Source organism: Cohnella rhizosphaerae, from assembly GCF_029525575.1.
GTDB lineage: Bacteria > Bacillota > Bacilli > Paenibacillales > Paenibacillaceae > Cohnella > Cohnella rhizosphaerae.
This window is the reverse complement of record NZ_JAPDIA010000009.1, coordinates 68,906-95,864: the sequence shown is the minus strand read 5'-3', so window position 1 is coordinate 95,864 and position 26,959 is coordinate 68,906. Positions and strand designations below refer to the sequence as shown.

21 protein-coding genes and 2 pseudogenes are annotated in these 26,959 nt (G+C 60.4%); all 23 read right to left on the bottom strand.

Annotated features, from left to right (window positions below):
• Nucleotides 1–501 precede the first annotated feature (501 nt).
• Complete coding sequence (locus OMP40_RS34745; RefSeq protein ID WP_277538324.1) at nucleotides 502–2,316, bottom strand: family 43 glycosylhydrolase; 1,815 nt, start codon at nucleotides 2,314–2,316, stop codon at nucleotides 502–504.
• Nucleotides 2,317–2,552: 236 nt separating this feature from the next.
• Nucleotides 2,553–3,347: an FAD-dependent oxidoreductase gene (locus OMP40_RS40845; RefSeq protein WP_338131358.1), complete on the bottom strand. Its 795-nt coding sequence runs from the start codon at nucleotides 3,345–3,347 to the stop codon at nucleotides 2,553–2,555.
• Complete coding sequence (locus OMP40_RS40840; protein ID WP_338131357.1) at nucleotides 3,274–3,903, bottom strand: FAD-dependent oxidoreductase; 630 nt, start codon at nucleotides 3,901–3,903, stop codon at nucleotides 3,274–3,276. The genes OMP40_RS40845 and OMP40_RS40840 overlap by 74 nt, the downstream gene beginning before the upstream one ends.
• Before the next feature lie 38 nt (nucleotides 3,904–3,941).
• The gene (locus OMP40_RS34735; protein ID WP_277539699.1) at nucleotides 3,942–4,757 is read right to left on the bottom strand and encodes a glycoside hydrolase family 88 protein; all 816 of its coding nucleotides are present in this window, start codon (nucleotides 4,755–4,757) and stop codon (nucleotides 3,942–3,944) included.
• 10 nt (nucleotides 4,758–4,767) lie between these two features.
• Nucleotides 4,768–4,893, bottom strand: a pseudogene (locus tag OMP40_RS42755) (glycoside hydrolase family 88 protein); the annotation flags it as partial.
• Between the two features lie 37 nt (nucleotides 4,894–4,930).
• The gene (locus OMP40_RS34730; RefSeq protein WP_277538322.1) at nucleotides 4,931–6,178 is read right to left on the bottom strand and encodes a fibronectin type III domain-containing protein; all 1,248 of its coding nucleotides are present in this window, start codon (nucleotides 6,176–6,178) and stop codon (nucleotides 4,931–4,933) included.
• A gap of 77 nt (nucleotides 6,179–6,255) precedes the next feature.
• Nucleotides 6,256–7,077: a hypothetical protein gene (locus OMP40_RS34725; RefSeq protein WP_277538320.1), complete on the bottom strand. Its 822-nt coding sequence runs from the start codon at nucleotides 7,075–7,077 to the stop codon at nucleotides 6,256–6,258.
• 218 nt (nucleotides 7,078–7,295) lie between these two features.
• Nucleotides 7,296–8,072: a hypothetical protein gene (locus tag OMP40_RS34720; protein WP_277538319.1), complete on the bottom strand. Its 777-nt coding sequence runs from the start codon at nucleotides 8,070–8,072 to the stop codon at nucleotides 7,296–7,298.
• A complete protein-coding gene (locus OMP40_RS34715) occupies nucleotides 8,002–8,658 on the bottom strand; it encodes a hypothetical protein (RefSeq protein ID WP_277538318.1) in 657 nt (218 codons plus the stop codon). Before OMP40_RS34715 ends, OMP40_RS34720 begins: the two co-directional genes overlap by 71 nt.
• 2 nt (nucleotides 8,659–8,660) lie before the next feature.
• Nucleotides 8,661–8,996, bottom strand: coding sequence for a hypothetical protein (locus OMP40_RS34710; protein WP_277538316.1), 336 nt, complete (start codon nucleotides 8,994–8,996; stop codon nucleotides 8,661–8,663).
• A complete protein-coding gene (locus tag OMP40_RS34705; protein ID WP_277538314.1) occupies nucleotides 8,977–9,963 on the bottom strand; it encodes a type 2 periplasmic-binding domain-containing protein in 987 nt (328 codons plus the stop codon). Before OMP40_RS34705 ends, OMP40_RS34710 begins: the two co-directional genes overlap by 20 nt.
• A gap of 73 nt (nucleotides 9,964–10,036) precedes the next feature.
• A pseudogene (locus tag OMP40_RS42750) lies at nucleotides 10,037–10,255 on the bottom strand (hypothetical protein); the annotation flags it as partial.
• 432 nt (nucleotides 10,256–10,687) lie between these two features.
• Nucleotides 10,688–11,500: a carbohydrate ABC transporter permease gene (locus OMP40_RS34695; RefSeq protein WP_277538312.1), complete on the bottom strand. Its 813-nt coding sequence runs from the start codon at nucleotides 11,498–11,500 to the stop codon at nucleotides 10,688–10,690.
• Between the two features lie 78 nt (nucleotides 11,501–11,578).
• A complete protein-coding gene (locus tag OMP40_RS34690) occupies nucleotides 11,579–11,911 on the bottom strand; it encodes an ABC transporter permease subunit (protein WP_277538311.1) in 333 nt (110 codons plus the stop codon).
• Between the two features lie 799 nt (nucleotides 11,912–12,710).
• Nucleotides 12,711–15,017: a helix-turn-helix domain-containing protein gene (locus OMP40_RS34685; protein WP_277538310.1), complete on the bottom strand. Its 2,307-nt coding sequence runs from the start codon at nucleotides 15,015–15,017 to the stop codon at nucleotides 12,711–12,713.
• 288 nt (nucleotides 15,018–15,305) lie between these two features.
• Nucleotides 15,306–17,744 carry a glycosyl hydrolase family 28-related protein gene (locus OMP40_RS34680; RefSeq protein WP_277538309.1) on the bottom strand — a complete coding sequence of 813 codons (2,439 nt, stop codon included), beginning with the start codon at nucleotides 17,742–17,744 and terminating at the stop codon, nucleotides 15,306–15,308.
• The gene (locus OMP40_RS34675) at nucleotides 17,698–18,582 is read right to left on the bottom strand and encodes a fibronectin type III domain-containing protein (RefSeq protein ID WP_277538308.1); all 885 of its coding nucleotides are present in this window, start codon (nucleotides 18,580–18,582) and stop codon (nucleotides 17,698–17,700) included. Before OMP40_RS34675 ends, OMP40_RS34680 begins: the two co-directional genes overlap by 47 nt.
• 162 nt (nucleotides 18,583–18,744) lie before the next feature.
• On the bottom strand, nucleotides 18,745–19,659 hold the full coding sequence (locus OMP40_RS34670) for an alpha/beta hydrolase (protein WP_277538307.1): 915 nt from the start codon (nucleotides 19,657–19,659) through the stop codon (nucleotides 18,745–18,747).
• Between the two features lie 320 nt (nucleotides 19,660–19,979).
• Nucleotides 19,980–20,369, bottom strand: a complete 390-nt coding sequence (locus OMP40_RS34665) for a fascin domain-containing protein (RefSeq protein WP_277538306.1) — start codon at nucleotides 20,367–20,369, stop codon at nucleotides 19,980–19,982.
• Nucleotides 20,366–21,811 carry a CBM35 domain-containing protein gene (locus OMP40_RS34660; RefSeq protein WP_277538305.1) on the bottom strand — a complete coding sequence of 482 codons (1,446 nt, stop codon included), beginning with the start codon at nucleotides 21,809–21,811 and terminating at the stop codon, nucleotides 20,366–20,368. The genes OMP40_RS34665 and OMP40_RS34660 overlap by 4 nt, the downstream gene beginning before the upstream one ends.
• A complete protein-coding gene (locus OMP40_RS34655; RefSeq protein ID WP_277538304.1) occupies nucleotides 21,696–22,379 on the bottom strand; it encodes a carbohydrate-binding protein in 684 nt (227 codons plus the stop codon). The genes OMP40_RS34660 and OMP40_RS34655 overlap by 116 nt, the downstream gene beginning before the upstream one ends.
• Before the next feature lie 146 nt (nucleotides 22,380–22,525).
• Nucleotides 22,526–23,689, bottom strand: coding sequence for a hypothetical protein (locus OMP40_RS34650; protein ID WP_277538303.1), 1,164 nt, complete (start codon nucleotides 23,687–23,689; stop codon nucleotides 22,526–22,528).
• 119 nt (nucleotides 23,690–23,808) lie between these two features.
• Nucleotides 23,809–26,928, bottom strand: coding sequence for a glycosyl hydrolase (locus tag OMP40_RS34645; protein WP_277538302.1), 3,120 nt, complete (start codon nucleotides 26,926–26,928; stop codon nucleotides 23,809–23,811).
• Between the last annotated feature and the right edge of the window lie 31 nt (nucleotides 26,929–26,959).

Below are 26,959 nucleotides of genomic sequence, written 5' to 3'. Positions count from 1 at the left end.
GACGAGCGAGAGCGCCATAACGCTCGAGATCGATAATGCGACCGCTTTTTTTATTCATTGCCATAGCGATAAGAGCCTCCCTTTATCGATAAAACCTTCTTTGGAAAGAAGCGATGACGGGTGCGTGAGCGCCGCTTTCATTTCCGTGCATTAAAATTAACATAGACCGAAATCAGGTAGTATGCTGTTTTTTTAAGCTTGATATGCAGGAAGTTAAGTTGTTGAAAAGAAGACGAAAAACCGCCAGGGAAGATCGCAGCTCTCCCTGACGGTCCTTGCATCAAGCGCGTGCGCGATCTGCGGACAGCCCGCGACCGGTCTGGACGCACAACCAGCCGCGCCAACGTCTCCACAGCCGCCCGTTCTAACCAACAATCCTTTGGCAAACGCTCGGTGAAGCCGTCTCTTGCGTTGCTACTTATGCAAACTGAAAAAAGGTAATATGCGCAAAAAATCCCTTGCTCGGCAAGGGATTTTGCGATCGTTGCTTGTATAGAGCGTTTACGGATTCATCGTCACGATCACTTTCGTCACGTTCGCTCCGCCCGCGCCGCCGTTGAACCGGATGACGTTGTTCGTCCCGGCGGCGAGTACGACTTGCTTGCTTACGCTGCCTGTGTAAGTGCTCCAGCCGCCGGTTCCCGGCAAAGTCAACGAATACGCGTTGCCGCCGATCGTCATGCCGAACGTCGACTGGGCGTCGGCGGAGCCGTAGACGACGGTCACTTGCGCATTGCCCCCCGTGCCGCCGTTCACCCCGGACACCTCGAAGTACGCACCCGAAATGTGCATGTTCTCGATGCTGGAGCTGCTCTTCGTCGCCCCGCCCCCGACAGTCACGTTACTGCCGGTCACCGGGTACTCCGTCGTCGTCTGCGGAACCGACGATTTTAACGATATGCTGACTTGGGATACGTTAACCCCGCCCATGCCCCCTGTCAGCTTCACCACGTTGTTCGCGCCGGGATTGAGGTCGATAAGCCGCTTCGCGACCCCGGTATAATTGCCCCAGCCGCCCGTATTGGCCATGCCGAGATAGTAGCCGTCGCCGTACGGATCTCCGCTTGCGTCGACTTTGAAGGCCGGTCCGCCGTCGGCCGACGCATACGTCACCGTCAACAGCGCCTTGCCTCCGCTCGCGCCTCCGTTAATGCCGCCAAGTTGAATATAAGACCCCGACAGATGCAAATTCTCGATCGTGCTGCCGGGCCGCGTCGCTCCGCCACCGAAGGTCACGTTGCCCGCGGTCATCGCGTAGTCCGTCTTCTGGGTGTATTCGCTATAGTTCGCGTTGACGATATCGTAGGATTTGACCTCCGTCGCCGTCGAACGCGGTCCGACCGCCGGCACGCCATCCTCCGTCTGCACGACCTTCTGGATCGTGCCGTCGGCGTTGAAGTACAGCCGGTCCACGCTCGTGCTTCGAAGCGTGCCGTTGTTCGAGACTTTGGCGGTATGATAGAACAAGTACCAATTGCCCTTGTACGCCACGACCGAGCCGTGCGTCGTCTCGCTTCCCGGGACCGGATCCAGCAAAATGCCGCGGTTCGTCCACGGGCCGAGCGGATTTGCGCTCGTCGCGTAGCGCATACGGTTCGCGCCCGGATTGCCGTCGGCGTAAGTCATGTAGTACAGGCCGTCCTTTTTGAATACCCACGGCGCCTCGTGATAATCCTGAAGCTCGGTGAACTGCGAGACCGGACCGTCGATCGACATCATGTCCGACCCTAGCTTCGCCCCGTAGCTGACCCCGCCGCCGCCGGCATACAAGTAATAGGTGCCGTCGTCGTCGCGGAACACGTTCGGATCGATCATGTTGCTGCCGGGCAGCCCGGGTATATAGCCTTGCACGGTGAAGCCGGAATCGGGCTGGCTGCTCGTCGCGACGCCGATCTTCCATGAGTCGTTCCAATTCGTGCCGCTCGGGTGCGGGAAGTAGAAGTAGTACGTCCCGTTCTTGTACGCCGCGTCCGGCGCCCACATGAAGCCGCCCTCCGGCCGTCCCCACGGCACGTCGTCCGCGCTCAGAATCTCTCCCTCGTCCACCCAGTCGACCATGTTGTCCGACGAGTAGACGTGATACTTGTCCATCAGATCGCTGCCCCGGGACGGGAAAATATCGTGCGACGGATACAGGTAGATTCGGCCGTCGCTCCACACATGGGCGGAAGGATCCGCCGTGAAGATGCTCGTAATGATCGGGTTGCCCGACATGACGACGGGATCCGCGGCCGACGAGGCCGACGTGAAGCCGAATAGAACCGATGTCAGCATCGTTCCGGACAGCAGCAGTTTGCCGAGCTTCGCCTTTTTCATAATTACCTCCTCGAGTGGTTAATATGGCAATATTTTCAATACTAGCGTATCTCATCGATGCCTTTTGAAGCGACGAGTCGATCATAAACTTTTCCTGACGATCTTAGCGTAGTTGGCGTGCCGGATCGCGCCTTCCCTATCCGTTCACGACAGCCATATGAACGTCTGCGCGAAAAAAAACCCTTATTCCGGCGATTGGGCGGAATAAGGGGGCAGCTTGGTTCCTAAAGATAGCGTTACGATAATACAACGCTGGCAGATAACAACGCGCTTTGCAGCACGCCGATATCCAGCGCGGCAGGCGTCCGTCCGAGCATGGCAGCCAACCCTGCCGCCGTCCCCGCCGCCTGGCCGGTCGCCATGCAGCTCGGCGTCAGCCGCGTTGTCGCAAGCGCTTCATGCGACGTGGAAATGCAGCGGCCGCCCACCACCAGATTGTCGATCCGCTTGGGCAGCAGGCACCGGAACGGAATGTCGTAGGCGCCGTCGCCTTGCACCCAAGCGGCGGTCACTCCTTTGCCCGACGGGTCGTGGATGTCGATCGGATAGCCGCTGCGGGCGATTACGTCCGAAAATCGGCGACCCTGTACGACATCCTCCGCCTGCAGCGTATACAAGCCGTCGATCCGGCGCGTCTCCCGCACGCCGATTTGCGCGCCGACACCGGATATGGATGCGCGCTCGAAGCCCGGCAGCCTGCGCTGCATGAACTCGGCTACCATCAGCACCTGCTTGCGTCCCAGCGCCTCCGCTTGGGTCAGGTCCTCGACGTCCAATCCGTTTAACCCTTGCACGCGGGTCGTATTCACCAGCACCTCGTCCTCCGCCGGACCGGTGAAAAACAGCACCTGGTCGCGGTTAATCGGCAGGTCCGCCTCCTGCCAATGCTTGTAGAAGCCCAGTACGCCGGAGAGCGGCAGCGCAGCAAGCTCGCCGAACGGCGTTTTTCGGTAAAATTCATCGGGATGCTCCAGCATATACTGCTTGACCCGCGCCAGATCGACCCCGCGCATCCGGAACTTCATCGTCATCGGCTGCGTCAGACCGTCCCCGTCTCTCCCCCTGCAGGCAGGGCGCCCCGGACAGGAAGGCCAGATCGGCGTCGCCCGTCGCATCGACAAACTGGGCCCCCGCTATATCGATCCTCCCGGACTTGGTCGCAAGCCGCACAGCGTCGATCGACCGGCCGTCCGCCCCGGTTCGCACGTCGTCCGCAAAGCTGTGCAGCAGCAGCTTCACGCCGGCTTCCGCCAGCATATCGACGGCCAACACTTTGAAAATTTCCGGGTGGTAGGGCGTAATCGTATGCGTAAACCCGACCGTGTCCCGCAGATGGCCCGGCGACCCTTTTAACGCACTTAGCCTATCGACGATCTCCTGCGCGATGCCTTTGACGACCTGTTTGCCTTGCAACGTATGAAAAGTCATCCATGGATAAACGTACGCGGCCGTCGACATGCCTCCGACAAAGCCGTACCGCTCGACCAAGACGGTTCTGGCGCCGGTCCTGCCGGCTGCAATCGCGGCGGCCAAGCCGGCCGGTCCGCCTCCGCATACGACGACGTCCGCTTCCATCGATCTTGTCATGCGCGATTCCTCCGTCCGTCATCCTGTCGTTCCATCGTTTACAGCTCCTCGGAGAGCATCATGAGCAGCAAGCCTTGGCCGTAGCCCTCCTGGCGCCCGCGCGCAATGACATGATATTCGCCGGGATGGCTCTGCACGCCCGTGCCGCTCGATACGCCGCGCAGCACGCCGTCATGATCGACCAGCGCGCAGACGGCCCGATACGCCATGCGAGCCATATCCGCGAAGGCGGGATCGACCGCTCCCTCGCGAATGCCGCGCAGCACGGCATAGGCGATGCCGGCCGCCGCCGAGCTCTCCGTATACGTGCCGGGCTCCGTCACGACGGTCGTCCACAAGCCCGACAGGTCCTGGTAGGCCTGCAGTCCCTTCAGCTGCCTGTGCAGCGCCTCTTGGATAGCCTTCCGATCCTCCGCGTACCCTTCCGGCAAGATGCGCAGCAGCTCCACCGCCACGACGGCCGCCCAGGCATTGCCGCGCGCCCACTGGCAGCCGATGACGCGTCCCTTGCTCTCGTCCCAGCCATGGTAGAACAAGCCGTTCGGCTGCTGCAATCGCTCGACATGGACATGGAACTGCTGCAGCCCTTCCCGGACGGCCTCCTCATGGCCGAGGCGAAGGCCCGCTTCCGTCAGGAACAATCCGGCCATGAACAGCGTATCGACCCACATCTGCTTCTCGAACTTGGTCTCGGTCAGCGTATGCTCGTAAGCGCCGTTCGCCAGTCTGAGCGAGCGGTGCAGCAGGTGCTCGACGCGGCCTGCGAGCCGGTCCGCGTAATCGAGCGACTGCAGCTTGCCCGCCAGCTTCATCAAGCCGGCCCAAGGCGCCGTGGCGTTGACCGTCTCCGCGATCTCCCCCTCCGCTCAGACGCTCGCCGTACCACCGTTCGAGATAAGAAAGAATGTCCGGCGAGCCGGTCCGCTCCCATAGCGATGCCAAACCGTACAGCGCTACGCCTTCGCTCCAGTTCCATTCGCGAAGCGGCATCCTAAGCGTCGCATCCACGGCGTCGCGTCTTAGATCCTCAATCGTTCTTGACATCCGTATCGCCCTCTCCGCGTTGAATCAAGACTGCGGGTAGGGCGGCAAGCTGCCCTTCCGCTCGTTGTCCCAAAAATGAAAGCCGTTGTGGCCGTATTCGTGGCTGCGGATATAGCGCCGGAACGTCTCGCCCGGCTTCGGATCCCAATCGATCAGCCCGCCCGCGGCCGTATCCCGCTCCCGCGAGCGAGGGCCTTCCCCGATGCCGTTCACCGCCGCCACGCTGTACGCGCAGTCGCCCTCCGTCCCATCCTGCAAAAAGCCTTCGTCCAGAAAACGGCGCTCCCGCCCCTCGTAAAGCAGTTGGCTGTCGCTCTCTCCCGGCCTCCGCCGATAAAGCCGGTACTGCAGCGCGCCCAGCACCATCCCCCCAGGACGCTTCGACCGCTCCGTTCTTGCGGCTGAGCCGCAATCCCTGCGGCGCGGCAGGCGGCCGCTCCGACGGATAGATCGGGTACGGCTCGGCCCATGCTCCCGCCGCCTGCCCCCGGCATGCGCGAACCTTGACATGAAGCTTCGTCCCCGCAACCAGCGCCTCCAGCCGATACCGGGGTCCAAGGATAGGACCCTCCGCCAATTGCCAGGAGCGGCAGCCGTCCTTGCTGACGGCCAGCTCATACCCGTCCGCGCCCGCCGCAGCGCCCCATTCGATGTCCGCCGCCTGCGGGGATGCGAGCGAGACATGCAGCGGTCCCGGATTCCCCGGCACGGCATCGCCATCCGTCCATTGCCAGTCGCTTCGGCCTGCCGGCAGCGCAAACGTCAGCACGGTCCTGCCGCGCTCGCCGCCGGCCATCGTCTTCGATTCGTATACCTTGCCGTCCACATAGAGCTTGTGCCGCGCCGTCGCGCGGGAGGACGGCAGCTCCAGCCGGACGGCCAGCGGTGCCGCCGAAGCGGCTTGACCGCCGAGCAAGCCGCCGACCGTCGCAAAGGCGAAGGCTGCCTCGACGCCCGCGGCGACGCGATCCGCCGACTGCTCCGTTGCAGGCGCCTCTCCCACGGCAGCGCCATGAGCCGACGAATTCGCCGGCGCTTCCGTCGACGCTTCAAGCCCGATCGTCGCCGCGATGCCCGCCGCCGCGATATACCGGCCGCGGAACAGGGCCGCCTCCGCATGATCCGGGCCATATCGGCGGACGATGCCCGCATAACCGTCGAAGGCGAGATCTTCGCCGCTATGGCGAATCCGGACGGCGCTGCGGAAGAGATGATCCACTCGGCCGGCCATCGAGACGACGGCGCCGTATGACGTCGCCTGTACGCCCGTTATTTGAGGCTGCCACTCTCCGCGGTGCGTAACGATCGTCAGAAAATCGCCGAAGCCGTCGTAGTAGCGTCCGACCGAGCCGTCGGGGTAGCCGTTCGACTGCCGGCTGATCCGATAGCCGCCCGGAGGGGAGCTGCGGCCCGTCGATCGGCCCGGCCAATGACACAGGCGACGGCGCGACGCCCGGCTTCAACTGATAGATGGCCGGAAACGGATCGTCGCGATGCGCGAACCAGGAGAAGCGCCCCCCGCACCCGCATATCGGCCACCTCGTCGTAGATGGCAATATAGTCGTTGCCGGACATGAGGACGCTGCGGGAGCGATAGTGCGGCTGCGCGTCCGGCCCCGCGTTCAGCTCGGCGAACTGCGCGAAGCCGAAATCGTGAAGCGGCCCCGTCAGCTCCCGGCGGCCGATGCTCTTGTATTCGTGCCCGTCGAGCACGGCGAACGTCGAGCTGCCTTCGCCCGTTCCCATATTGTCGTCGCCGACGTCCTCGGGACGGTTATAGCTGTACCGCTTGCCGTTCGCATAATAATAGATGACGCCATTTCCGCCGTCGCCCGATCTTCCCCAGCGATAGTTGGGGCCCTCGTCGATCTGCTGCATATGCACCGACATCTCGCCGGACGTCCCCGCGGCGCTCCGAAGCACGATGCCGTAGCCGGTGAACTTCGCCGATCTCAGCCGCGGCGGCGTGCCGGCGTTGGATGCCGTCTCTCCCTCCAGCATCAGCCTCCACACATCGTCGTGCTGCATGCTCCCGAAGCCGGACGCATCCGCCGGGCATACCGCCAGCAGCCGCTCCGCCAGCAGCGGATCGTAATCCATCATCAGCTCCCCCCAGGACGCGAAGCGCATAGGGCGGGAACTGCGGATCCTCGTGGACGCCGGCATGCGCCCCTTGCGGCGGGTAGGACCGGCCGCCCGGCAGAGGCGCGCTCAGACTGTTCAGCAGCCAGTTCGCGAGCTTTGCCAGATTGGGATACAGCAGCGTGTTTTCGCCGTACGTTTTTCGCAGGCACCAGGCGGCGCGCACCATCGGTACCAGCGCGGCCCATACGTAGCAGCCCAGATTTTCAGTCCAGCGGCCGCCATCCGCGTTCCACGCGGCTACGTCGGGCCGCGTGTGGTATTTCAAGTTCAGCGCCATCGCTTTTTCGAAATGAGCCATCCACCGAACGGCATGCGGGTGATGGGGGAACGGGGCTGCCATGTATCCCGGCACCATCTTGTAATCGGCAAGGAAGTTGGGATGGCCCCCCCAGCATCGTATGAATCGGGGCTACATATTCATCCTCGCGCACATAGGCCATGAAGGCGCTCGCAGCCTTGCAGCGCCGGAATTGCTCCGGCGTCATATCCCTGGCCGCCAGGTCGAACACCGGCGTCCAATAAGCGAACTCCCTGCTCGTTACCGGAGAGGTGCCCTCGATCTGATTGAAGTTGAAGGACAGCTTGCCGACGATCTCCTCCATATCCTCCGGCGTCGGCGGCCGATACAGATCGAAGTACCACAGATGCGCCTTTTTGGGCAACAGCGCCGGGTCGAACAGCCGCGGATAGCGCTCCTGCGGCTCCTCCCAGTCCAGCACCCAGTCCTTCACCTTGTCGAGCGCCAGGAAGCTGTGCCATAGCGCGAGCACCTCGATCGGCGGCAGCCCTCTGTCGGCCTTCGGATCGCCGAATGCCGCCGTCGCCTCGGCCGCGCGCTTGCGATCCGCGTCGTACACCGCGATCTTGGTCGCCCGCACGCCGGATGCGAGCGGATAGGACCAGCTCAGCTTATCTTCCTCCGTACCGGAATCGCTCCCGTACCGGAAGGAGACCGCCAGCGTATCCGAGGATCTCCACAACGCATATTCCCCGTCGTCCCATTTCATCGGATCGCCCAGGAACAGACCGGCCGTCAGGCCCCTGCCTTCGTCGACAAACGCGGCGGACCGCCCCCGGTTCCAGGAGACAAAGTTGTCGTAGGGCAACAGGAGAAACGGCAGCTCTCCCCCGCTCGCCGAGATAAGCGTCGATCGGCTCCTCGCCCCGGTTCCGGGTGTAGCGGCGGGTCGGCCGCAGTCCCTTCCACGCGATGTCCAGCCGGGCGCCGGCCGCCGCCTCCATCTCCTCCTCCAGCTCTACGAAAGGCATCTCTGCGGCTAGACGGATCAGTATGGAATAACGCCCGCCGCTCTCCCATTCAAAAGTGATCCGCTGCTCATGCAGCACGGGACCTGAGGCGACGCATTCGCTTAGCACCGCGCAAGGCCGCTTCCCGCCTGCCAGATATGCCGCGGCCAGCTCGCCGCCCGACGCCAGATGCAGGCCGAACGTCTCCTGCGGCCCGGCCTCCGGCAGCCCGGCCTCCTCCGGCGAATAGCCGGCGCCCGGCACGGTCACCTCGAGCAGCCCGTTGCCATAGCGAAGCCGGCTGCCTTCTTGCCTCACTTCTATGCCGCGAAGCCCGCGCTCCCCCCGCTTGCGTCTCGCTGCCTTGCGCCGGCGGCGGGACCGGGGCCGGTCCGTATTGCAGCTCGTAGCGCCGCGTCCCCCCCTCCGGGCAGATCGGTCAGAAAAGCGATCTGCCCGGAGACGACATAGCCGTCGCGCAGCTCGGCTTGGGCGAGCTGCACCGGCACCCGTCGGCCCGCTTCGTCACGCAGGCTCAGGCTGTCCGGATGCGCTTCGCCGGCCTTCAGCCGGATCGGGTACCTGACCAGCGACAGCGGCCATTCGTACTTGTGGTGGTTCAAATGCTCCTTCAGTTCATATACGATTGTGCCCATGGCCGTACCTCCATTGCCTATCGTGACGCAGCGGCGCTATTGCAGCGAGTCGTACAGCTCCTGCGCTTCCTTGCGCAGTTGCTCGCCGCCCATGTCGTTCCACTGCTTCACGAAGCTGTCGAAATAGCCGACCGGCTGATCCCCCGCGAACGATCGCGGCATACGTTTCGATCTTCAGCTTTTTCAGATCGCCCCAATATTGACCGGACGAAGGCAGGATGTCCGGCTTGCCGAAAATATCGGCGACAGGGTTCGACGCGTACTTCTCGTTGATCGCCACCAGCTGGTCGCCGTAATATTTATAGAAGATATCGAAGCCGGGACGTCCGCCGAAGTACGTCTCGCCCGCCTTGATGCCTTCCTCCTTCAGCTTGACCGCGTCGTCGTAAGGCGGCAAATATTTGACGCCTTCCTTCAGGTCCGTGCCGTTCTTGAAGTCCCAATGCTTGCCTTGCGTGCCATAAGCGAGCGGGACGAACGTCTCTTCGTCGTTGATGACCGCATCGATGATCTCGAGCGCGAGCTGCATCTTCTCCGGCTGATCCTTGAGCTGCGCGCCGAACGATATTCCGTTGGCAGCCGTCCCCCAGGACCATCCGCCGCTCTCGCCCCTCGGTCCCTTCGGCAGCGTGCCGAATTCGACCTTGCCCGCCGGATTGACCGCCTTCAGCGCCGAGATCGTGGAGTTGGAGCTGCTCTCGTCCGTCGAGTAGATGCTGGCCGTGTCGTTGTAGGCGTAGACGCCGTCCAGATGCTTCTCGCCCAGATTTTTTCCGGTCACGAACTCGGGATCGATATACCCTTTGCCGTACCAATCCGCCAGCAGCGTCAACGCTTCCTTGGCCTCCGGCATGACGGCGCCGTTCGTCACCTGGCCGTCCTTCGCCATCCACTGGATCGGCATGACGCCGAACGCGCCGAATATTTTTTGGAAGGCCGCATAATCGGAGTTGCCGTTGGTGCTCATGCCGTATACGCCGATTTTTTTTCAGCGCCTCGAACGCCGTCGTCATCTCGTCGATCGTTTCCGGTATTTTTTGGATGCCCGCCTTTTCCAGCAGATCGACGCGCCACAATCCCGGCGTCGTCGTCTTGCCGCCGAACAACGTCGGCACGCCGTAGTTGACGCCTTTGTGATTCGTATAAAACCATCCCTGGGAAGCGTTCTTGTCGATCTCCGCCTTCGTACGCGGCGCATATTGCTCGATCGTCTCCATCGGCACCTCGGCGAGAAGACCTTGCTCCGCGTACTTCTTCATTTCGTTCGGATCCATGACCAGCATGACATCCGGGACTTCCCCCCGTCGTCATCATGATCTGCTGGCGCTGGGCGTAATCCGCCCGCGGAATCGAGACGATATTGAGCTTGACGTTAAACTTTTCCTCCACGAACTTTTCTCCGAACGAATCCGGCAGCATCACGTCGTTGACCATCCAGGTCAACTCGACCGGCTCGGTTCCCGCCGCCTTCTGCGTCGGACTTGCGCTAACCGCTGCGGATGGCGAGGAGTTCGCCTCCTTTTCCGTATTGCCGGAGCAGCCTGACGCCGCGAGAGCCGCAGCCATCGTCAATGTCAGCGCTTGCAGCGCCTTGCTTTTGTTTCCCCGTCTCCGTACCATTGTGGGTCCCCCATTCGAGAAGTTTAAAGAACTGCCGTACTCTAGCCGTCTATGGCAAGCGAATGCGCCTGTCAGCCTTTGACGGAGCCCAGCATAATTCCTTTGACGAAGAATCGCTGGATGAACGGATAGATACATAAAATCGGCAGCGTCGCGATCATGACGGTGGCGGCCTTCAGCGTTTCCTTCGAGTAAGACTCCGCGTGCATCAGCTCCGCCTGCGTGGCCAGCGCGTCGCTTTCCTCGATAACCGTTCTTCGGACGAATAGTTGGAGCACCTGCTTATCCAAATCCTGAATATAGATCATGGCATCGAACCAGGCGTTCCAGTGACCGACGCCCGCCCATAGCGCCACCACCGCGAGCACCGGCAGCGACAGCGGCAGCACGATCGAAGCGAACGTACGCAGCTCTCCCGCTCCGTCTATTTTGGAAGAATCGATGATCTCCTCCGGGATCGACTGGAAAAAGTTGCGCATGATAATCAGGTTAAAAGCGCTGACGGCCCCTGGGAGCATAAGCGCCCACATGCTGTTGAGCAGTCCCAGATTGCGGATCAGCAAATACATCGGGATCAGCCCGCCGCTGAACAGCATGCTGAATACATACAGTTTCATAAGGAAGCCGCGGTGGGGAAAATGAAGGCGCGACAGCGGATACGCCGACGAAGCCGTGAACAACAGCACCAGCGCCACGCCGCCGACCGTTCGCAGCGCCGTATTCAGGAAAGCCTGCGCGATGCCGCTTTGAGTGAACACCTTCCCGTACGACTCCAGGGTGGGGCGCATCGGAAGGATATGCAGACCGGGCAGCTTCGCGTCGATCGGCGTGCTGAGCGACATCGTCAGCGTGTACAGGAAAGGATACAGCGTCAAAAAAAGCAAGAATGAGCAAAACCAGCATATTCATGACGTCGAATAACTTTTCGCTTCGGGTACGATGATGCATATCGTCTCTCTCCTCTACCAGATGCCCTGATCTTTGTCTCGCAGCTTGACCAACCGGTTGGAGAGAATGACCAGCAGCAGTCCGAAGGTCGAGCTGAACACGCCCGCCGCCGCCCCAAGCTCATAATTCATCGACAGCAGTCTGCGCAGCACGTACGTATCGAGAATATCGCCGACCTTCGAGGTGGTAGCGGTCATCAGATTGTACACCTGATCGAATCCGACGGACAGGAAATGGCCGATCGACAGCAGCAGCATAATGGTAATCGTAGGCGCGAGGGCAGGCAGCGTGATGTGCCAGATTCTCCTCCGCCGGTTGGCGCCGTCCGCGATTGCGGCCTCGTACAAGGTGGGATCGATCCCCCGCAAGCGCCGCGAAGTATACGATGGAGCCCCAGCCCACGCTCTGCCATATGTCCGTCGCTACGATAAGGCCATAGAAGTAAGAGGGCTCGATCAGCCAGCTGACGGGCTTAACGCCGAAGTAACTCAAAATCCGATTGAAGCCTCCGTCCCGTCCCAGGAACGTGAACAGGATGCCGCCGAGTATGACCCAGGAGAAAAAATGCGGCAGGTACGTAATCGTCTGAACGCTCCTGCGCAGCCAGCTCTGTCTCACCTCGTTCAATAACAGCGCGAGCACGATGGGGGCCGGAAACGCGAAGAGGTATTTAAGCAAAGCGATGATGATCGTGTTTCTCAGCGCATCGGTAAAGCCTTCGCCCGTGAACAGATATCGGAAGTGCTTGAAGCCCGCCCAGGGGCTTCCCAGAATGCCCTCCGTAATCTTAAAATCCTTGAAGGCGATCAATATGCCGTACATCGGCACATAATGGAATAACAGGAACAAGAGAAAGCCCGGCATAAACATCACAATCAAATACTTATTCGATGCATAGGAACGAAGCAATGCTTTGGTTTTGTTCGGTCTCACTCCCCATCACTCCCAATTCAGGTACTTTGCTAGCCGGCCTGACCCCAATGTAGCCGGAGTATGGATTTCGATGCCATTCACACTTTTTGAATGGGCGATATACGGCTGTCCGGGAAGCCGCGTCAGCCGGGAAAAATAAGTCCCCGCAATCGTAACGACGGCCGGAGCCATAAAAAAAGCTCCGGCATCGCGCAAAGAACGACGCCGGAGACGTTATTCGCTTTTGGGGTCCGCCGCGCTTTCTCTGTATTCCCCCGGCGTCATGCCGAGCTTCTTCTTGAAGACGCGAAACATCTGCTGCACGCTCGTATAGCCGATCGCCTCCGCGATTTGCTGCATCGTAAGCTCTGTCTCGACCAGCATATTTTGCGCCTTCTCCAGCCGGATGCGGGTCACGTAATCGATAAAGGTCTCTCCGAGCTCCTCCTTGAACAGCTTGCTCAGGTAGGAAGCGCTGATCCCCATGTTATCCGCCGCCAGCTGCAGCGACAGATCGGACGCGTATCGTTCATGGATCAGTTCAACCGTCTGCCGAACGATCGTGTCGGTATTGCGCCGCTTGACGGCGTCCATATAAGCCAGTATCGGGCGCAGCGGCCACACGCGAAACCAATTGTCGATTTGAGATACCGATTGCATGCGGAAAAAGGACTCATACGGATTATCGCCGAATACGGCTGCCGGATCCTCCTCGTATTCCTGCACGAACCGCACGACGGCGACCAGCAGCTGCAAATAAAAGGTCTTCGTCATCTGCAGCGACGCGTGCTCGCCGTCGAGCTCCTCGCGAAACGCCTTCAGGCTGCGCTCGGCCAGCGCGCCGTTCCTTGAACGAAGCGCATTCAGCAATTCCTGCTCCTCGGCTGCGGGATAATGAACCAGCTTCTGCGCGACCAGCGTCATATTGGCATAGGGCAGCACCTCGTCATAGGCGCTGGCCATGTTCATCTGGAGCGCCTGTAGCGCGTCCCGGTAGGAATAGGCCAGATTGTGGGCGGAATCGACGCCCGTGCCCACGCCGATCGTGACCGTATGCTTCAAGATTTGCTTGACGACCGAACGAAGCCGATCGGCGAGCGTCACCGGCAGCTTGCTCGCTTCCGGATCCTGGTCATAATTGACGATGAGCACCGCATGACGATCCGTAATCACGGTCTCGATCCGGAACGTCGCCCCGTCCTGCTCCTGCAGCTTGTTCAGCTCAATGCCGATATTCGATACCGCGAACAAGAACAATTCCCGATCCTTCAGGAAGGCGCTGTGCCCCGACTCGTCCATCTGCGCAATCATCACGCACAGCTTGCCGAGCGGGAACATCTCGCTTCTGTCGAGCTCGTTCGCCAGCCGCGACATATCGACCGCATTGCCGTGAATGAGAGCCTGAAGATAATACGAACGAAGCAGGGAAAGATGAAGATCCCGCTTGCTCTGTCCTTCTTGGACGGTGGAGAGAAGCCGGTTGATTCCTTCCTCCATCACCGCGATCCCGTCTCCCTGAAGCTGCGTTTGCCCGGCAGGACGGGCAGAAGACAGTCGATCGAGAATCGAGCGGATGCTCCGCTGAAACTTGCTGTGCGTAAAATAGGCGGAATACACGGCCAGCAGACACAACAGGGTGGAAATCGCGACGATCATGCGTTTAAACCCTTCGACCTGCTGTCTCGGCACGTTGGCGGGCACCGCAATGGCATACGTCCAGCCGTTCTTCTCCGATTGGAGCACGGACAAGAAATGCTTGCCGACCCGAACGGTGCGCACATCCTCCTGCGAAGAAAGGCTCATTTCGCGAAGAAAGGTCTCGTTGCTGCCGTCTTTCCCGTTCTCATCGGGAAATTGGGCAATCAACCGCCCTTCCTCGTTCATCACGAGCAGCTTGCCGTGGGCGTTCAGGGGAAATCTGGAGATCGTCCGCTGCAAAAAGTCGGGCTTCATATTGACGACGATCGCGGCTTTGGGTTCTTTGTACAGCATCGGCAGCAAACGAATGTGCGTCAACGTGAAGGTCGCTTCGCCGTTCAAGCTGACCATCTCTCTGGGCGACACCCACGTTCGCGTTCTTCTGGAAGCGATCATCGAATCCACGTTGTCGAGCCAGGACGAATCCTTGAATGTCCGGCGTTCATGGACATCGGAGACGATATCGTGGCTCACGACGATTTGCTGCCCGATATGATAGAAATAAATGGAGTGGATCGTATCCGTTACGTTTTTGATCTGGGACAACAGATTGCGAACGGCGTTCGTCCGCGGAAAAGCCCCGAGCGTCGTTTCATTCTGAACGTTCATCACCGCGATCATATCGGACTGCAGCGCGATTTGATTCGTCATCTGCTCGATATTCACCATGTCGGACTCCACCTGGTGCCGGACCTGGGACAGACTTTCCATGGACGAACGGTGAATCTCATCCTGCACGATCCGGGACCCCATCAGGTAGATGAATGCTCCGAACAGCATGACTGGAACAATCGACAACAGCAGCGTGTGCGTAACCCATTTCGAGGAAGCTCTGATTCTCATCGAAAGCCCTTTCACGCCGCACATCCCCCTGTTGATTGCGTCTATTCATCTCATGATGTCATAAGGTGCTTTACAATTCCATTAATATTGCGCTTGCTCACCTTATCAGCCACGGCGTTACGTATCCATTAACATTTTTTGCGGCCTGCATGTGTGCCGCGTCCAGGCGAATAAACCCGAACTCCGCAGGACGGAATTCGGGTTAGATTCATTTGCTGCGCAGCCTCTTACCAGTCGATCGTGTTCGTTCCCTCGTCCCGAAGCGGTTCGCCTACGGAAGTAAATGAATTATCCTTTAGAAAACTCGCATCGACGCCGGGAGACAACAGAATGCCGACATCCGAGTTGCCGATGCTGTTTCCTTCCAGCAAAGTGGCCAGCACGCCCTTGCCCGTCAACGAGGACGGCGTGCGGAAAGCGATGGGTATCGCCGCAGCGACGTCCCTCAGCGTGGACTCGTCCTCCGATCCCTCGCGATCGACGGCGTTGCCCTTGAATTCCGCTCCGTATACGACGACAACGTCCACACGATTGCCTAATCCCGCCAGCGCCGCGTTGATGCCGGCCCAGGTCGTCTCCAATTGCGGCGACGCGCCGGTCAGCGTATTGCGCTTCACTTGGATGAAATAACTCGGCTTGCGGCGAGCTGGTGCTCGTATCGCGTGCCCAGATCGAGATGCCCTGCGTATTTTCCGATACGTTGTCGGCGATGACGGCGTCGTACGTATTGTGATAAACCTGGATACCGCCGCGGCTGTTCAGCGTCAGGTTATCCGCAACCACGACATCGCGCCCCATGCGCAGTACGCTGAACTTGCTTGTCCGGTCGGGAACGATCGTCCAGGGCTCGTCCACGGTCGCCACATGATCCTCATAACCGGCGATCGATCGCATCTGTCCGAGTCCTTTGCCGTCGACGATCACGATATTCCATTGCTCGTTCCAGCTTCTCGCCGGATCGGCATAGTCGATCCCCAGCGTGGCCGTGTCGGCGGTGGCCGCGACGATCTCCCCGTCAGCGAAGTTGGATCCGGGGCTTTCCATCAATAGCGTCTCGCCGTCGTTGAACGCCGAGCCTACGCCTTCAATCGTATTGGACGCCATGTAGATTTGTTCCGCATTCCAGCCGCGCGAGCCGATTCCGAACTTGATGCCGCGGAAATTGCCGCCTTCGGTCACCCCGGGAATGAGATGGCCGGTTCCGTGATTGCCTTCGATAATCATCCGCTTGGCGCCGATGTTGACGATATTTCCTTCCGCCACATCGAACCGGTTGTTCCGGAGGGTGGCCCTCCGCTCGACATTCGGCGAATAAATTCCCGCTTCATAGCCGGTAATTTCATTGTCCAAAAACAAGACGTCTTCTTTCGCCCCGATGATCCCCGACGGGCCGATCATCGGGTTGTCCAGCGGAAAATCGACGATCGAACGATACACGAAAAACCGGCCGGCCGTCTGATTCGGCGTGTTCCACGGGTGCCCGAGCACGAACAGGTTTACCTTCGAGGCAAGCCCGTTTTCGTCCAACGTCCATTTCAAATCCGCGAATCCCGACCTGCCCTCGGTAATTCCGTCTCCCTTGCTGCCGATCATCGCGCCTCCGCTGCCGGTATAATGAAGAATGGCCGTATCGGGGTCTTCGCCCTGCAGCACCACGCCGGCTCTCATTTTCAGTCCGGTGTACCTGTAGGTGCCCGCCGGAAAATAGAGCACGCCTCCGCCGTCGTCGGCGATATCGTCGATCGCGGCTTGAATCGCCGCCGTATCGTTAGCGACGCCGTCGCCGGACGCGCCGTAGTCGACCCGGATGTCGCGCACCTGCAACCAGTTAAAATCCTTGGCCCAAGACACGTTTAATCCGAGCGGATCCGGATTTGCGCCCGCATTCACCACCGTCAGCGTTTCGTCCTTCAGCCGGGTCCACGGAACGTTCGAACCGTTCCTCACCTCAACCGCATATTCGCCTGCCGGAGCGCTGCCCACCTGAAAATCCAGCGCATAAGCCGACACGGACGACAAACTGGCCGGCTCCGCATTTTGGCTGACCGTATCGACCAGTCGGATCTGCGTCTGACGGGTCCCGCCGAATTCCGCCGCGTCCAGATTGCGCCCGAACAGGCGAACCTCCATCCCCGCGAATGCTTCGTCGTCCGACAGCCAGCGCGGATCCGCGCCGTTGACCGCGACAGGATCGCTCAAGCCGTACGTATTTTCCGCCCAGACGGCATACATCCCGTCATCGAGCGACGTCGGCACCACGACCCGGACAAACCGGCCGCCTTCCGCTTCCCGCTGCTCCGTCGTCAGCTCCATCGCCTGGGAAGAAGGCGTTAAGGGAAGCGTCGAACCGATTAATGGTTCGATCCACACCGAGGTGTCGGCGCCTTCCATCCCTCCGCCGTACAAGGATAGCGCTTCTCCCGCTTTAACCGCTTCGGAGGCCCGTATAATGACAGGAGGCTGCTCCCATGACGCGGTTAGCACGGTCACCTTCATTTTGTCCCGGGCGCCGGACAAGAGCGCCGTATCGTCCGGCGGCACAGCTGCCGCCACTTCATACTCGCCGGCATAATCGGCCGTCCAAGCTATATTCGCTTCCCCGTTCTCGTCCGTGACCGCCGTCCCGATCTCATCCGGAATCGTGCTGCCCACATAGCGCCCTTCTAGACGAAATTCGACCTCAATGCCTTCCAGCGGCGTATACACCGATCCGGCGACCGATTCCACCGTAACCCCTGAGGTTCACGGTCTGGCCCGCATCCACGACTTCCTGCGCGGAATCGAAAGTCAGACCGGTCGCCGTGTACACGGGCAGCGTAATTGATGCAGCGCCCGAAGGCAAGGAGCGCAGCTGACCGGTCACGTTTTGCAAAGCATATTGATACTGGGCGCCCTGTTCCAGATTTTCGTCCGTGTACGTCGTCACGCCCGGAGCCGCTTCCCCGATCTTTTGGAATGCGTCTTCGCCCTGTTTTTTTCGCAGCACATCGACTTTCGTCGACGCAGCGTCGTTCCAATCGAGCTGTACCCTGCGTCCGCCCAGATTGTGAAGCGTCAGATCGGATACGGTTACGGGCACGATGTCGTCGAAGAAAAATCCCTCGGCATAGGCGTACGGCCCGCTCAGCTTCGTTATTTTCAGCTTGAAGTCGCCGCTCACCTGATACGTGATATATTTGCCCTGGTTGATCGTATCGACGGTCCGTCCCTCAAGCACCTGATTTTGGGCATTCAAAATTTCATACTTTTGTTCGACGGACTCTTGACTGCCAAAGTCGGTCGTATAGACGGTAAATAAATGCGGATCGTCGTCATTCAGGTCGAAGCTGTACGTGCCCGTCGTTCCCACGTACGCAGTCAGCTTTTTCCTCGCGCTCCCGTCCGGCAGCTGCAGCGCCCGAGGATCGTTGGCCGGATAGGTCCAGTAGTTGGTCCCGCTTTTGGAGTAAGCGTTTACATAACTAGGTAATTGAGCCACATCGGCTGCGGGCGGCGTATCTCTCCCGGTCGTCAACCCGGTCGTAAAAAACGGCAGCACATACCCGTCCGCCCCATACGTTCCCACCCAATTCCCCCTGCGTCCCGGTATCCGTAGACACGTACTGCGCCGACGGCGTCAACGCATCGGCTTGTCCGATCGGTCCCGCCGCCTGAATCAGCGAGCCGCATAATGTCAGCATTAGCGCCAGCATTCCTATCCTTTTCATCCAATCATCCTTTCTCATCGTCATTTAATTGATGGGAGAAACGAGAGGTCCGACAGAAAACGATCGATCTCGGAAAGCGCCTCCTCCGTCTGCGCCACGGTCGCCGTGTAGTTGTACAGGATGAAGGCGTGCTTCGCATCGGCGAACAGCCGAAGCCTCGTCATCGACTGGACCTGCTTGTACGCTTCGTACAAACGTACCGCTTCCTCCGCAGCCACCGTGCCGTCCCGGAGACCATGCAGGATCAGCAGCGGAGGGACGCCTTCCCTGACGTTGTAAATCGGCGACAGGCGCCTCGCCTCGCCATAGCGCGCGAGCCACGCTTCCACCGCCGCCTCTTCCATAGCCGGCTGCGCCTCGGATTCATCGCATAGCCCCGCCGTCTTCCTCCACTGCTGCGTCAGGTCGGCGATCCCGTTGCAAGCGATGACGGCATTGGCATATGCGCTTGGGCGGCCATCGGGGATGCCGTCGGGGCTGCCTTCGCCGTTGCCGTCGTTGTCGCCGTCCCTGACCATCTGCATCGCCAATGCCAGATAGCCGCCCGCCGAGTCTCCGATGACAGCGATTCGTTCCGGGTCGATGCCCCATGTCGAAGCATGGCCGCGAATAAAACGCAGCGCCGATCGGCAGTCCGCCAGGCAATCCCGAACCGACGATGCGGGCGCATCGGCGCCCCCGATCAAACGGTACTGCACGCTGAAGCACACCGCACCCCGCACGGCAAAATAGCGGGCATGCGGAATGAACATGTCCGGGGAGCCGCCCTGCCAGCCTCCTCCGTGAATCCACAGCAAAGCCGTTCGCCGATCGCCCGCCTGCCAGCCCTCCGGCTTCACGACCCGCATTTTTAGCGATACGCCTTGCCTTTCCTCATAAACAACGGTTTCCGGTACGGCGTCGCTTTGTATGGCCGCGTCTAAAATGATATTCATGCGGGCTCCGCCCTTGCTCACCTCTACTCTCTTTTAATTTCATCAAGCCCGTTCCTAATGTATCTTCCTTGCTATTTCGAATCGACTGACACTTTTTTTACGTTCCCGTCTTCGCGGAAGGTTCGGCAAAAATAAAATGTTAGCGTGACCGAAATCGGCGGCAATGCCCGTTCCCCGTTGTCCAATGCCGATGTCGCCTAGCTTCGATCGAAAGCCCCGCTTCCGATTTACGGAAACGGGGCTGCTTTGGCGATGCATTGATAAGATCGGCGGCTCCTCATAGCCATTGAATAACCCTGCCGTTTGTGTGGCAGCTTACGCTACCTTGCGATCCACTTGAACTTCTGCCAGGTCCCGATCGAGCTGCCGCTCGCGATCAACGGATTGACGCCGGCGCTGTCGGCGGTGACGAACTTGCCGTTCGCATTGGCCTGCATGGCGATGGTTCCGTCCGCGTTAAAGATCAGATAAAACTTCTCGTCGGTGCCGATGCTGCTCGCGCTGGCGATCAACGACGAAGCCCCTCCGCCGGAAGCGGACACGAACTTGCCGTTTACGTTGGATTGAAGCGCCGCATAGCCGCCGCCAAGCTGCACGACATAAAACAATTCCTCGGGACCGACGCCGCCGATATTGGATACGAGCGGAGAAGCCCCTCCGTTGTCCGCGGACACGTACTTGCCGCTGCCCACCGTTTTGATCGCAATCATCCCGGCATCCTTGATCGCAATTTTATCCAATCGGTCGAAGCCCCCCGGTATCTCCGGCGTCGATCTGAAGCTTGATCGTATTCGATCCCGCCCCCCAGCATGACGTTCGCGTACGCGACGGACATGACCTTCCCCGACCAGAAGCCCGCGGAGCCGTCCAGATCTCCGGGCGCAAGCGTCACCTGCGAGATTTTGGCGCCGTTCACGTACAGGCTGACCGTCTTGGCGGAGGCATCGCTGCGATTCTGATAATAGATCTTCAGATGCTTCAACCCTCCCGTGCCGCCGTTCACCGTGAACGCCGCGCTGTCCCCGGCCGCATCCCAGCCGGTCAGGTAGCCGAGTCCCGTGAAATATTCCGGATCGTCCTCGGCCGTCCCCATGGCCGCAGACACGCCGCTGATCGTCGCGGCTTCCGCCTCGTACACCGTATCGGCCGCTACGCTTTCGTTCGGCGCGTAGCTCGGAGACAGCGCCGCAGCGCCGTCATTCACGATGATGGAATCCATGAGCAGCTCTCCCGAATCGGACGCATCCTTCTGGATCTTGATCGTATTCAAGCCGGAGGCGAGCGTGACGGGCTCGTTCACGATCTGCCAGGGCGCCCAGGTGGAGGCGAGCGCAGGTATGCTGAGCTGCTTGAGCTTCGTCCCGTTCACGTACAAACTGACCGTTCTGGCGCTCGTGCTCTCGTTTTTGAACCGGAGGCTCAGCGTCTTGCTGCCTGCCGTGGCCGCGCTTACGCTGAATTGGACGTTGCTGCCGTCCACAGTCCATCCCTTCACGTAGCCGGTTCCGCCGAGGAGCGGGGAACCGTTCATCGTGCCCTGCAGGAAAGGACGGTTGTAGATGCCGACGGATTCCGCTTCGTACCGGAAGCCGTTGACCGTCAGATGATCCAGCTGAATCCCGCCGGTGTCCGTGCTGTCCTGCTTCAGCTCGATCGCGTTCTTCCCGTCGCCCGCCGTCAGATTGACCGTATCCGACAAGCTTGCCCAGGCGCTCCAGCCGCCCGTAGGCGCAAAGCTCAGTTGCTTGATCTTCGCTCCGTTCACGTACAGACTGACGGTCTTCGTCGTCGCGTCGCCGTTCGCATATCGCAAGACGAGCGGCTGACTGCCTCCGGCGCCGCCCAGAACCGGCACTTTAAAGGCGTCTCCGACGGCGTCCCATCCGCGGACGTAGCCTCCCTTGGACGCATTTTGCACCCGATCGACGGCATTCGCGCCGCTGAGCGCCGCATCCTCCGCTTCGTAGGTCGCGCTGTCCAGGACGACGATATCGTCGATATTCATAATGCCGCTGTCGCCCGCATCGAATTGAATCTTAACCGTATTGCTGCCCGCGTTCAGGAGCGTCTTGGCGGACAGCACGCTCCATTTGCTCCAGTCCGCAGCTACGCCTACCGGGAACGACAGCTGCCTGAGCTTCGTTCCGTTCACGTACAGGCTTAGCGTTCTCGGAATCGTCTGCGCGTTGGCGTAGTGGATCAGGAGCTGCTTCTGGCCCCCCCGCGCCGCCGTCGACCGTGAAGGTCGCCGACTGGCCGGCCGTCCCGAACGGCACGAATCCGCTGCCCGTGTATCCGGTATGATTGTTCGCCGCGGCGGCGCCGCCGCCAAGCGATGCGTTCTCCGCCTCATACAGCCCTTGCGGCGCAGGTACGGGCACCGGGATGAGGCCGGCCGCCATCGTTCCGGAGGCCGTCGACGCGGAGGTTCCGCCATAGGCGGTGTCGCGCGTCGCTTCGCCGGATGCGACGTCCCTCACGCGTCCCGTCGGATCTTGCGGATTCCAGAACGCCACGAGATCGAACGCCCGTTTGGACCCGTTCGAAGCCCCGCTCGGCGTTACCTCCACGGTGATGGTCTTTGTCGCGCCAGGGCTCAATTTTCCCGTTACGGTATACCCCGCATTGCTTTTGACCGCTGCGGTGATATCCGTCGCGCCGTCTTTGTACGCGATCGTCCAGCCATTGTCTCCGCTCTCCAGCGCGCGGAGGTTCGGCATCGCTTCGACATCGCCGTCGTTTTTCAATTGAACGCTGTACGCGACCGTCGACGTGTTCGTTTTGGCCGATCGGTATTGGGACGACCCCGGCTCGCTCTGGTACGATCCGGTGCCGGCGTACGAAGCGTCTGCGGCTGTCTTGATCGTCAGATCGAGGTTCTCGAGACTGCCGTCCTCCTTGATGCCCTTGATGTATTTGATAAAGTCTTTGACCAGGTTCGTATACGTATAAGCGGTCGTCTCCGGAACGAGCGTATTGGGCCACGGATACCACGATTCCAGCAGGTAGCGATCGGCCCGCCCCCCCGTCGGCCTGATACTTTTTTGACATAAGCCATCGAGTCGTTGTAATACTGCTGATCCTGCTGCGCCGGCGTCAGGCTGTCCAGGCTGTCGGCATTAATTGTCAGGGAGTGCAGGTAGCCATTGGCGTGAAGCCATGACTCGTACGCTTGCAGCTTGGCGGCCTGGTTATATGTCGTATAATACCCATACGGCATATCCGAGGCGAACGCGGTCATCTTTTTGCCGAGATCGTCGTTAGCCGCCTTGAACGCGGACTGAATGAACTGGTCGCCCGTCACGCTCACGTCCCGAAAATTCATGAAGCTGTCGGAAACCGCCGGATAGCCGTACCAGCTCAGGTAGACCGGACTGTTAAAATGCGAATAGCGGATGTCGGGGTCGGATTTGACGATCTCCTTGAAGTAATCGACCCAATAATCGTTTTGCGCGGCCGTCTCCGGATAAGTCGCGCGATCCCCGGTCAGCGCCGCAAGCAGGTCCTGGCTGTTGTAGTCGGGCTTGGCGTTCTTGATCATCTTCGTCATATAAAGATTGTAGTTGGTGATGACCTCGTTGACGCGCACGCCCCACGAGCCGATGATCTGGGCGGCGTTCGCGTCCCCTTGTCCGGTCAAGGTGCCGATATTGCCGATGCTGCCGTCCGCCGGCAGCGCGGGATGCGGCAGCCCGCCTTCGGCGGTGAACTGGGGCTTGTACGGACCTAGCGCCCAAGCGAACTTAAGCCCCGTGTCCAGCGATCGGACATCGCTGCCCCAGTACGCGGTGTGAAAATGAAAGCCGTCGGCGTACTTCTTGACATACTCCCATCTGGCGCCGTCCTGTACGAGCTGGTCATTGTTGGAATAACCTCCCCAATAGACGGAGGCCGGGTACTGGATGACAGGCGGCGACCAGGCCGCATGCGCGACCGGCGCGAACGGCTTCGGCGGACTGACGATCGTCCCTCCCGCCGCCAGCATCGCCGTACACAACACCGCCGCCGCTTTTTTCAGCTTGCTTGCCATGTTAGACAACATCCTCTCCTGAATCGAATGCAATCCCGTTTTTTGTTACCGCTTACATCTATGCATGAACGTTGGCTCCCCGATTCCCGATGAATGGGGAGCCAACGCGGCTGCCGGTGTCAGGCCGGCGATATCACTTGAATCGCCGGAGGCTGGAGCAGTCCCGAAGGAAGCAAGGCGTAGCCGCTCGAAAAAGCTTCCCCCTCCGTCACGAAACTGAACGGCGCGTAGGCGGGAGCGAGAACCGGAACCATGTGCAAAGGTCCGAACGTATTGCGGCGGGTCAGCATCGTTTCCAGTTCGATCGCGCCGGCATCCCCGGCGATGGCTTCAATGTCCGCTTCGTACGGCTGCCACGCCATCATGGTTTGCTGCGTCCCGTCCACGCTTCGGACGCGGGCAAAGGCGCCGCCGAACGCCGGCAGCGAGATGCGCAGCGGGACGGACGGCGCGCGATCCGCCCGCGCGGGAACCGGAATCTCGTAGACGATGCCGGCGCCGTAGAACGGCAGACCCTGGCTTGCGACATCGCCCGCGGCGAGCCGTTCCGGCAGCGCGGTCAGGACAGGGCGCTCCTGCTCAAGCTTGACGCCGAACGATCCGAGCAGGTAGATCGCCTCCAGGTTGACGCCTTCATGGAAATCGACCGTCAGCGCGATTCGGTTCGGGCCGATCGCGAGCAGGCTTGGCCGAATCGGGAATTTGCGGAAGCAAGGATCGACCCACCAGCCGTCATCGCCGTCATCGCCGACCAGCGCCAGCTCCTGACCGTTCACCGAGACGCGAAACATCTCCGGATGCTCGATGGCCAGCTCGATTCCGCCTTCGCTACCCATCTCAAGCTCGAAGGCATACGTCAGTTCAAGCGTGCCGAGCGGCTCGAACTCGGATTTTGCGGCGAACCAGGGCTGAATCATCTCGCCTCCGCGCCGATCCAGGCCGAACCGGTCCCGAAGCTCGATATCCGCTCGCAGCACGTCCATGCGCGCGGACGGCGCGTCTCCATCCATCCGATAGACGACGCTGTCGAGCACGCAGACGTTAGGCTCGGTCAGCCGATAAGCGAACGGTCCATTTACCGTCACCCATTCGGCGTCCCGCTTCGTCGGAACGATTGTGTCGGGCGCCTTCGCCTGCATCGTCCCGGTCTCGATGCGGAACAGATGCTCCTGCGACGGGGTGAACGACGTCCGGAAGGAGATGCCCTCGCCGGCCGTCTCGCAAGCGACTAGCGACCGGCTTCCCGTCGAGCAGTTCCATTCCTCAAGCCGCCCTGCGAAGGGGAGCGTCACCCTGACGTCCGAAAAGCCGCTTGCCCGGTTCACGTTCAGCAGCATGAGGAGATAGCCGTCTTCGACGATGCGAAGCTGCGCGAACAGATCGGAAATCGCCGCGCCCGTACGTTCGTCCGTCACGGCGATGACGAACGAGGAAGACGCTTGGCATGCGGCGACGACGGCATCGCCCGCAAGCGGCACCTCGACGGCTCCGGCCAGACGATGCGCCTTCGATGGCACAGCGTCGATATAAGCGGGGCGCGCTCCGGCGACGACGACGATGCCGCCTGCCTGAATGAACGACTCCAGCACGCGGGCCGTCGAAGCGCGCATCGTCGTCATCCCCGCGACGACGACGATCCGGTAGCGCGCCTCTCCGATCCGCAAACAGGGCGTCCCGCATGGTTCTTCGCCCAGACTGTGAAGCCGGCCGAGCATCTCTTCGTCCGCGTAGTCAAAATCAAGCTGCGCTCCCGCAAGCCAATGGAACATGTCGCGATAGGTTCGTTCGATGCGCTGAATATCGGGCGAAGCCGTCCGCAGCCAGCTCGACCACCCCGGATACACCTGCGCCCATACGCTCTCCACCGGATTCAAGACAACGATATCGCACGCCGGACGCCCCGCGCTCATCGCCGCGCCGAACCGCGCGAAGTAATCTTCCACGAACTTATAGTCTCTCCACCAGGCCGATTGATAAAAAATGCTGGCCGGGTAATCGCGTTTCGATTCGCCTTCCATCGTGTACCAGGAAAGATGATGGCATCTCAGATTAATGCCGAACAGCGCTTGCCAATCGCCGACGGACTTATGGTTTTCGAAGCTGAATTGCCAGCCGGTACACCCGTACAGCTCGGAGAGCAGCCACTTCTTCCCGGTCTGCCTCGCGGCCGAAGACAGCTGCTTCACGATCCAGTAATTTTGATTGCCTTCCGTCAGCACGTCGACGCCGGGATAATCCACCAGCTCGTAAAACCGCATCAGCGATCCGGCCATCGCCGTCTGCGCCGAGAGGCTGTCCTCGTGAAGATAGTGTCCGGTGAGCAGCAGCCGATTCGCCGTACACCACTTCTGAATCGGCTGGATGTAATTTTCCATAAACAGCGTCTGGAGCATCTCCACGTAATGCCACTTGACCTGCGACACCGTCTCCCCCTCGCGACGAAGGAAAAGAGCCGGCAGGCGCGGCAGCAGATCGTAGCCGAAGCGCTCGCGGAACCGGTCGAACAGCAGCGGCGTCCACGGCACGTTCCACTCGGGACGGTCCATGTCGATCGAGAACCCTTCCATCAACGGGCCGCGGTGCGGTTCGTCCGTGAATATGCCTTTGATCGACGTGCCTAACCGGGGACCGCATTCGGACTTGTACTTCTCGTGCGTCATCCGGATGAAGGCGTTCACGGCTTCCCGATCCATCGTATCCAAGTACGTGTAGCCGTTATAAAAGCTGGATGCGTTCATGGGCCGGACGACGAATTCGAGGATTTGCTTCCCCGCGCATGCGCCGGGCGGCGAATCCGCGCGCCAGACGGCGGCGTTCTTGTAGTCCAGACCGTCCAGCTCGCAGCAAAAGCTCGCGACTGCGTCGGGATCGGGGACGTAATCGGCCGCTTCATGAACGCGCAAATGCAAAAACTTCATGCCGTAAGCCGGATTGGACGTGACCATGCCGCCCGCCGTACCGCTCGGCCACCGGTCTTCGTCGTACAACCAAGCTTCCAGCCCCATTTTTTCCGCTTCGTCCGCGCAAGCGTTAATGAGCGAGAACCATTCTTCGCTTAAATATTCCGTTTGCAGCCCGGTCCGGGAATGCATGAAAAATCCGCCGAAGCCCATCTCCTTGATGACAGACAATTGACGAAGCAGCTCGTCCTTCTCCAGCTTTCCGTTCCACGACCAGAACGTTTTGCCTCGGAAGGCGACGCCCGGATCGCGGAATTCCGCTTGCCATGCGTGATTCAACGCGTTCCCTCCCCCCACGTGAAATCGAAAG